Raw genomic sequence first — 7,201 nt, forward strand, 5'->3', positions numbered from 1 at the left:
CAGACATCAATCATTGGGCTTTGCATCATCAAGCTTTCGTTTTCGGTGTTGCCTTCTGTGATTCGACAGGGCTTGAGTGTTAGGCAGGGTCTTATGGCACTCAGGGCAGGTTTGCTCTGGGGTGTGATCTTTTCTTTTGTGATCCGATAGGGTTTTCGCGTTTGGCAGGGTCTTCTGGCACTCAGGACAGGTTTGCTCTCCAGTGTGATATAGACTTTTGTGAATCGATAGGGTTTGGACGTTTGACAGGGTCTTCTGGCACTCAGGGCAGGTTTGCTCCGGGGTGTGATCTTTTCTTTTGTGAACCCAAAGGGCTTGAGCGTTTGGCAGGGTCTTCTGACACTCAGGGCAGCTTTGCTCTGGGGTGTGATCTTTTCTTTTGTGAGTCGAAAGCGCTTGAGCGTTTGTCAGAACCTTCTGGCACTCAGGGCAGGTTTGCTCTGGAGTGTGATCATTTCTTTTGTGAGTCGAGAGGGATTTCGCGTTAGGCAGGGTCTTTTGGCACACAGGGCAGGTTTGCTCTCCGGTATGATATTGACTTTTGTGAGTTGAGAGGGCTTTCGCGTTTGGCAGGGTCTTCTGGCACTCGGGGCAGGTTTGCTCTGGGGTGTGATCTTTTCTTTTGTGATTCGACAGGGCTATAGTGTTTGGCAGGGTCTTCTGGCACTCAGGGCAGGTTTGCTCTCCGGTGTGGTATTGACTTTTGTGATTCGACAGGGCTTGAGCGTTTGGCAGGGTCTTCTGGCACTCGGGGCAGGTTTGCTCTGAGGTGTGACCTTTTCTTTTGTGAACCGACAGAGCTTTTGCGTTTGGCAGGATCTTCCGGCACTCAGAACAGGCTTGCTCCCCGGTGTGATATTGCCTTTTGTGATTGTTCAATGAGGCTTGAGAGCCAAGTGTTTTTTCACAGCCGGGGTGATCACACCAGTATTTTTTGGAGCCTGCCTTCCTTTGTTTTTTCGCAGGAGGTGGGTTTAATGTTAATGCTGGACCGGTTGTGCTGTCAGCGCCTGAGACATCTGTCGGACCTTCAGCAGGATGGCTTACCGAGCCGGATTCCTGATCGCCTGTTTGCAAATAGACATCTGTTCTGCAAGCGAAAGAGTCTTCTGAGGTTGAACGACACCGGGTGCTTGTGGCGGGAGCGAAGATACAGCGTCCTTGTCGATGACAACAGGGCTGTTCATGGCAATTTTCGTCAAGGCTATGTCGGGAGTCTGTGGGCCGACCCGAATTTTTATCGTTATGTTCATTGTCGTATAGATGATGCGATTTTTCTGAATGTCTATTGAATGAATAACCATGATTATCTGGCCCCGTTGTCCGGGAATAGTTGTCGCCGCCCGTTCCATACATCAAAGTGATGATCTGAAGTTTGTTTCGTCTACAGGGTTTGTCATCGGTTGGTATGCCTGACCCTGAATATCCGTTTGTGCGGGTAATGTGTGATGGTTCGTTTTGCATCGGCCTCCCATCGTTCATTGTCATTGCGGATAATGTGCCCGGCTCGGTTTTTATAGAAAAACCTTGGCTTGTCGAAACCTCATTCTGGTTAACCTCAACGATAAAACGGTAGGCCTGCGGCTCAACCGGGCAGGCGAAAGGCACACAGACCAATATGTGCAGGAGTAGGCTTTTAATGGTTCTATCCTTTGTTTTCTATGGATAGGAGCAGTGAGGATAGACGAGAGGATAAGGGGCAAGGAACTAAAACATAGTAGTTCATGGATTCTCTCATCCATCCAAACGTGCTGAAATTTTACTGAAACGACGATGTCTTATAGCTAATGTCTGTCGCAGAATCCGGTTTGAGAATTGTCCCCTGCAGAGGTCAGCCCCCGGGCTTTTCGTTTTCATTGTTACTTCTGTTCCAGTCCATCAGGAAAGTGCATGATGTGTTCGGTTTGTAAATGATTATGAAGGATTTATTGGAAAAAACCGTTTTGTTGGGTAATAAGCTTTTAAAAGCCGATTTCCTGATCTTTTTGGGGCTGAAGGATGGTTGTTTTTTGAGTTATGACGATGGAACTTTTATTTCAAAAGTGAATCTAACTGGCTGCATCAATTTTGAACATCCTTGTTAATCTGGGAGCTAGCAGCCTGTCGGACTTAAGGCCGTCCTACTGCGGTTGCAATAAATTGGTCTAAAAATTCCTGCTTCTTCGTCAAATAGCTCGCTATTCTCCTCAGAAGCAGAAATTTTTATCCTCAATTTCTTGCAATCCTCGCTACGGACGCTTAAGTCCGACAGGCTGCTAGTCACTTAGGAGAAATCTGGCATGCATTCTTATGCTAATAAATTCGCCATCGTTGATTCACCCTCGCTACCACCTATAAGCAATCCTTTGGGGGGAGAATCATCTGGTTTTAGTGCGGGTAGATCCATCGCTATACCCGACAGAGAGATAAAGAAAACAGTTTCATTGCACGATTTGCCCGAGGAATTAACCATCAAAATTATCCGCTTGTTGCAACTTAGGGATATTGCCCGTTTACAACAGGTCTCTACTCACTTACACGGGGTTATTAAAAACGACCATGCTCTGGCAAAGGTATGGTATCAACGGTTTTCTTTACCACACCAATATCAATTAGAGGCAGCCCTTCCTGCAGAGGATACAGGTCAACTCTGTCGTTGGTTGAGACCGTTTACGAAGGATAAAGCCTCAGTCGAGTCCCTGATAAAGCGACGAAAGGCTACTTATTTTCCTGCTCTTTTTTATTTCACCAAAACTGGACTGATGTCTCGATGTAAAACATTTAATGTAGAGAAAAAAGCGACCATTACCCATCATAACTGTGTCAGATCAGCCAACTTCAGCGCCGATAGCCGCTACGTCGTGACAGCCAGTGACGACAAAAAGGCGAAAATCTATGGCCAGAATTACAATGGATCATGGGTGAAAAAAGCCATCATTGCCCACGATTCTGCCATCATCTCAGCCACCTTCAGTGCAGATAGCCACCATTTGGTGACCGTCAGTTTGGATAACACGTCGAAAATCTATGGTCAGGAAGCCGGTGGGAGATGGGTTCATAAACACACTATTTCCCATAATCTTATGATCAACTTAGCCATCTTCAGCCCTGATGGTCACCATTTGGTAACCGCCAGTGACGACCACACGGCAAAAATTATTAGTCAGAAGGATGATGGATCATGGGAAGACAAACTCACTCTTTCCCATAATGATTGGGTCACGTTTGTCACCTTCAGCGCCGATAGCCGTCATTTGGTCACTACCAGTTTCGATAACACGGCGAAAATCTTCTGTCAGAAGACTTATGGATTATGGGAAGAAGAATTCACCATTTCCCACGATGACTGGATCGACTTAGCGTCTTTTGGTGCCGATGGCCGACATGTGGTGACCGTTGGAAATGATACAAAGGTGAAAATCCTCGAACGGAATGAAGATGGAGCATGGTTAGAAAAATTGATCATTTCCCATGATGACATTGTGAATTCAGCTACCTTCAGTTTCGATGGTCACCATTTGGTGACGGCCAGTTCAGATCACACGGCGAAAATTTATGGTGAAAAGACAGCTGGTTCATGGGAAAAAACAGTCATCATTCCCCATGATGACTCGATCGCCTCAGCCGACTTCAGTGCCGATGGCCGTCATGTGATGACCCTCGGTGAAGATAACAAGGTCAAAATCCATAGCCAGCAGGCCAATGGATCATGGGAAGAAAATGTCACCATTTCCCATGATGACTTTATCAACTCAGCTACCTTCAGCGCCGATGGACGCAGTGTAGTGACCGTCAGTAATGATGGAACGGCAATCATATATGGCCTGAAGACCGATGGATCATGGCAGAAAGAAGCCACTATTTCTCACGATTCCTGGGTCAACTCAGCCTCTTTTAGTCCCGATGGCCGCCATCTGGTAACCGCCAGTAAAGATCGAACGGCAAAAATTTATGGTCAGGAGCTTGATGGGTCATGGGTCGAAAAAGCCATCATCTCCCATAATGATTCGATTGATTCAGCCACCTTTAGCTCCGATGGCCACCATGTAATGACCATCTCTGACAATAACAAGGTGCAAATTAACAGACTTCGGATGAGTCATTGATGGTTTGCTGTGATCAATAAAAGGGACGCCATTCTAAAGGTGCTGAAAGACAGAAACTTTATTAGTTGCAGTTAAAACCATGTTTTGAACTTTTACTGTAAAACCTGCTCTGATTAATTGCATCAGCGTTGGAAGCCCTTTTTTAATCGAGACAGAGTAGTAACACAGGAGAAACCAGGTTTGGATTCTGCGAATAATAAATCGGGCATAGTCGATTTACCCTCCCTACCGCCTGCGAACGCTCCATTGCGCCGAGCATCAGCGGGTACCAGTGGAGGTTGGTCCATCGCTATACCCGACAGAGAGTTAAAGAAAACAGTTTCATTGCACGATTTGCCCGAGGAATTAACCATCAAAATTATCCGCTTGTTGCAACTTAGGGATATTGCCCGTTTACAACAGGTCTCTACTCACTTACACGGGGTTATTAAAAACGACCATGCTCTGGCAAAGGTATGGTACCAGCGGTTTTCTTTACCACACCAATATCAATTAGAGGCAGCCCTTCCTACAGAGGATACAAATCAACTCCGTATTTGGCTGCGACCGTTTACGAAGGATGAAGCGTTAGTCGAGTCCCTGATAAAGCGACGAAAGGCTACTTATTTTCCTGCTCTTTTTTATTTCACCAAAACTGGACTGATGTCTCGATGTAAAACATTTAATGTAGAGAAAAAAGCGACCATTACCCATCATAATTGTGTCAGATCAGCCAACTTCAGCGCCGATAGCCGCTACGTCGTGACAGCCAGTGACGACAAAAAGGCGAAAATCTATGGCCAGAAGACCCACGGAACATGGGTAGAAAAAACCATTATTTCCCATGAAGCCCCTGTCAGGTCAGCTATCTTCAGCGCCGATGGCCGCCACGTGGTGACCACCAGTGAAGATGGAACGGCAAAAATTTATGGTCAAGTCGATGGGTCGTGGGTCTATAAACTCACCATTTCCCACAATGATACGATCCCTTCAGCCTCCTTCAGCCCTGATGGTCGCCATCTGGTCACTGCCAGTTGGGATAACACGGCGAAAATTATTAGCCAGAAGGATGATGGATCATGGGAAGACAAACTCACCCTTTCCCATAATGATTGGGTCATGTTTGCCACCTTCAGCTCCGATAGCTGTCATTTGGTAACCACCAGTTTCGATAACACGGCGAAAATCTTCTGCCATAAGACTAATGGATCATGGGAAGAAGAAGTCACCATCTTCCATGATGCCTTTGTCGACTCAGCGTCTTTTAGCACCGATGGCCGACACGTGATGACCGTCGGTGCTGATAACAAGGTGAAAATCCACGATCGGGAAGAAGATGGGTCATGGCTAGAAAAATTGATCATTCCCCATGATGGTTGTCTGAAGTCGGCTACCTTCAGTGTCGATGACCACCATTTGGTGACGGCCAGTTTCGATCACACAGCGAAAATCTATGGTGAGAAGAAAGATGGGTCATGGGAAGAAGAATTCATCATTTCTCATGATAACCGGGTCGTCTCAGCCGCCTTCAGTGTCGATGGTCGTCATGTGTTGACCTTCGGTGAAGATAACAAGGTCAAAATCCATAGTCAGCAGGCCAATGGATCGTGGGAAGAAAATGTCACCATTTCCCATGATGTTTATATCAACTCAGCTACCTTCAGTGCCGATGGACGCTGTGTGGTGACCGCCAGTAGAGATGGAACGGCAATAATATATGGCCTGAAGACCGATGGTTCATGGAAGAAAGAAGCTACTATTTTCCATGGTTCCTGGGTCAACTCAGCCTCTTTTAGCCCCGATGGCCGCCATCTGGTAACCGCCAGTATGGATCGTACGGCAAAAATTTATGGAGAGGAGCTTGATGGGTCATGGGTCGAAAAAGCCATCATCTTCCACAATGATTCGATTGAATCAGCCACCTTTAGCACCGATGGCCACCATGTAATGACTATCTCTGACGATAACACGGTGCAAATTAACAGACTTCAGATGAAACATTGATGGTTTGCTGTGATCAATAAAAGAGACGCCATTCTGCAGGCGCTGAAAGACAGAAACGTTATTAGTTGCACTTAAAACCATTTTTTGAACTTTTTTTACAAAACCGATTCTAATTTATCTCGTCAATCTTGAACCTCCTTGTTAATTGGGGGGAATACCAACTCAGGAGAAACCGGGTTTGGATCCAGCGAATAATACATTCAGCATGGACGGTTCACTCTCGCCGTCAATTAATCGCGCTCGATTAGGGGGAGAATCATCAGGTGTTAGTGCGGGTAGATCCATTGCTATACCTGACAAGGAAGAAAAGAAAAAACTTTTGTTTTTCGATTTACCCATCGAAACAACCCATAAAATTATTGGCTTGTTGGAAGTTAGGGATGTTGTCCGCTTGCAGCAGGTTTGTACTCACCTTAACTGGGTTATTAAAAACGATCATGCAGTGGAAAGGGCATGGTATCGTCGTTTTTCTTCACCACACCAATATCAATTAAAGACAATCCTTCCTATCGAGGATAAAGAAAAACTCCGTAACTGGCTGCGACCGTTTACGAAGGATGAAGCGTTAGTCGAGTCAGTCATAGAACGCCGAAACAGTGAATATTTTCCTGCTCTATTCTATTTCGCAAAAGCTCGACTGATGGCTCAATGCGAGACGTTCAACGTAGATACAGAGGCCGTCATTGCTCATGAGGACAGTGTGAACTCAGCCACCTTCAATGCCGATGGCAGCCATCTGGTGACTGCCAGTGAAGATAAAACGGCGAAAATCTATGGTCAGAACACCCATGGAAAATGGGTAGAAGAAACCATTATTTCCCATCAAGACGATGTCGAATCAGCTATCTTCAGCGCCGACGACCGCCATGTGGTGACCACCAGTTACGATCAAACGGCAAAAATCTATAGTCAAGTCGATGGGGCATGGGAAGAGAAACTCACCATTTTCCATGAGGGCGATTTCTACTCAGTCACCTTCAGTACCGATGGCCGCCATTTGGTGACCGCCAATATGGATAATACGGCGAAAATCTGTGCTGAGGGAGGCGATGGGTCATGGGAAGAAAAACTCACCATTTTCCATGATGATTGGGTTAACTCAGCCACCTTCAGCACCGATGGCAGCCACGTGC

General features: G+C 46.2%; 4 protein-coding genes. 3 read left to right on the forward strand and 1 reads right to left on the reverse strand.

Going from position 1 to position 7,201, the window contains the following annotated elements; all coding sequences use genetic code 11:
- Positions 1-6 precede the first annotated feature (6 nt).
- On the reverse strand, positions 7-1,608 hold the full coding sequence (locus KBW69_RS21270; protein WP_257282194.1) for a C2H2-type zinc finger protein: 1,602 nt from the start codon (positions 1,606-1,608) through the stop codon (positions 7-9).
- Between the two features lie 671 nt (positions 1,609-2,279).
- Between KBW69_RS21270 and KBW69_RS21275 the strand changes: the two genes are divergently transcribed.
- From KBW69_RS21275 to KBW69_RS21285, 3 genes are all read left to right on the forward strand, one after another.
- Entirely contained in the window at positions 2,280-4,085 is a 1,806-nt protein-coding gene (locus tag KBW69_RS21275) for an F-box/WD40 repeat-containing protein (protein ID WP_257282195.1), read from the forward strand.
- A 180-nt stretch (positions 4,086-4,265) separates the two neighbouring features.
- Positions 4,266-6,068: an F-box/WD40 repeat-containing protein gene (locus KBW69_RS21280; RefSeq protein WP_257282196.1), complete on the forward strand. Its 1,803-nt coding sequence runs from the start codon at positions 4,266-4,268 to the stop codon at positions 6,066-6,068.
- Positions 6,069-6,246: 178 nt separating this feature from the next.
- A partial coding sequence (locus KBW69_RS21285) for an F-box/WD repeat-containing protein (RefSeq protein WP_257282197.1) occupies positions 6,247-7,201 on the forward strand: 955 nt, incomplete at its 3' end.

Source organism: Endozoicomonas sp. ISHI1 (genome assembly GCF_024606225.1).
Taxonomy (GTDB): domain Bacteria; phylum Pseudomonadota; class Gammaproteobacteria; order Pseudomonadales; family Endozoicomonadaceae; genus Endozoicomonas_A.

Excerpts from the sequence above, each read along its gene's own strand:
- KBW69_RS21275 (WP_257282195.1), top strand. The coding sequence starts at position 2,280 with ATGCATTCTTATGCTAATAAATTCGCCATCGTTGATTCACCCTCGCTA.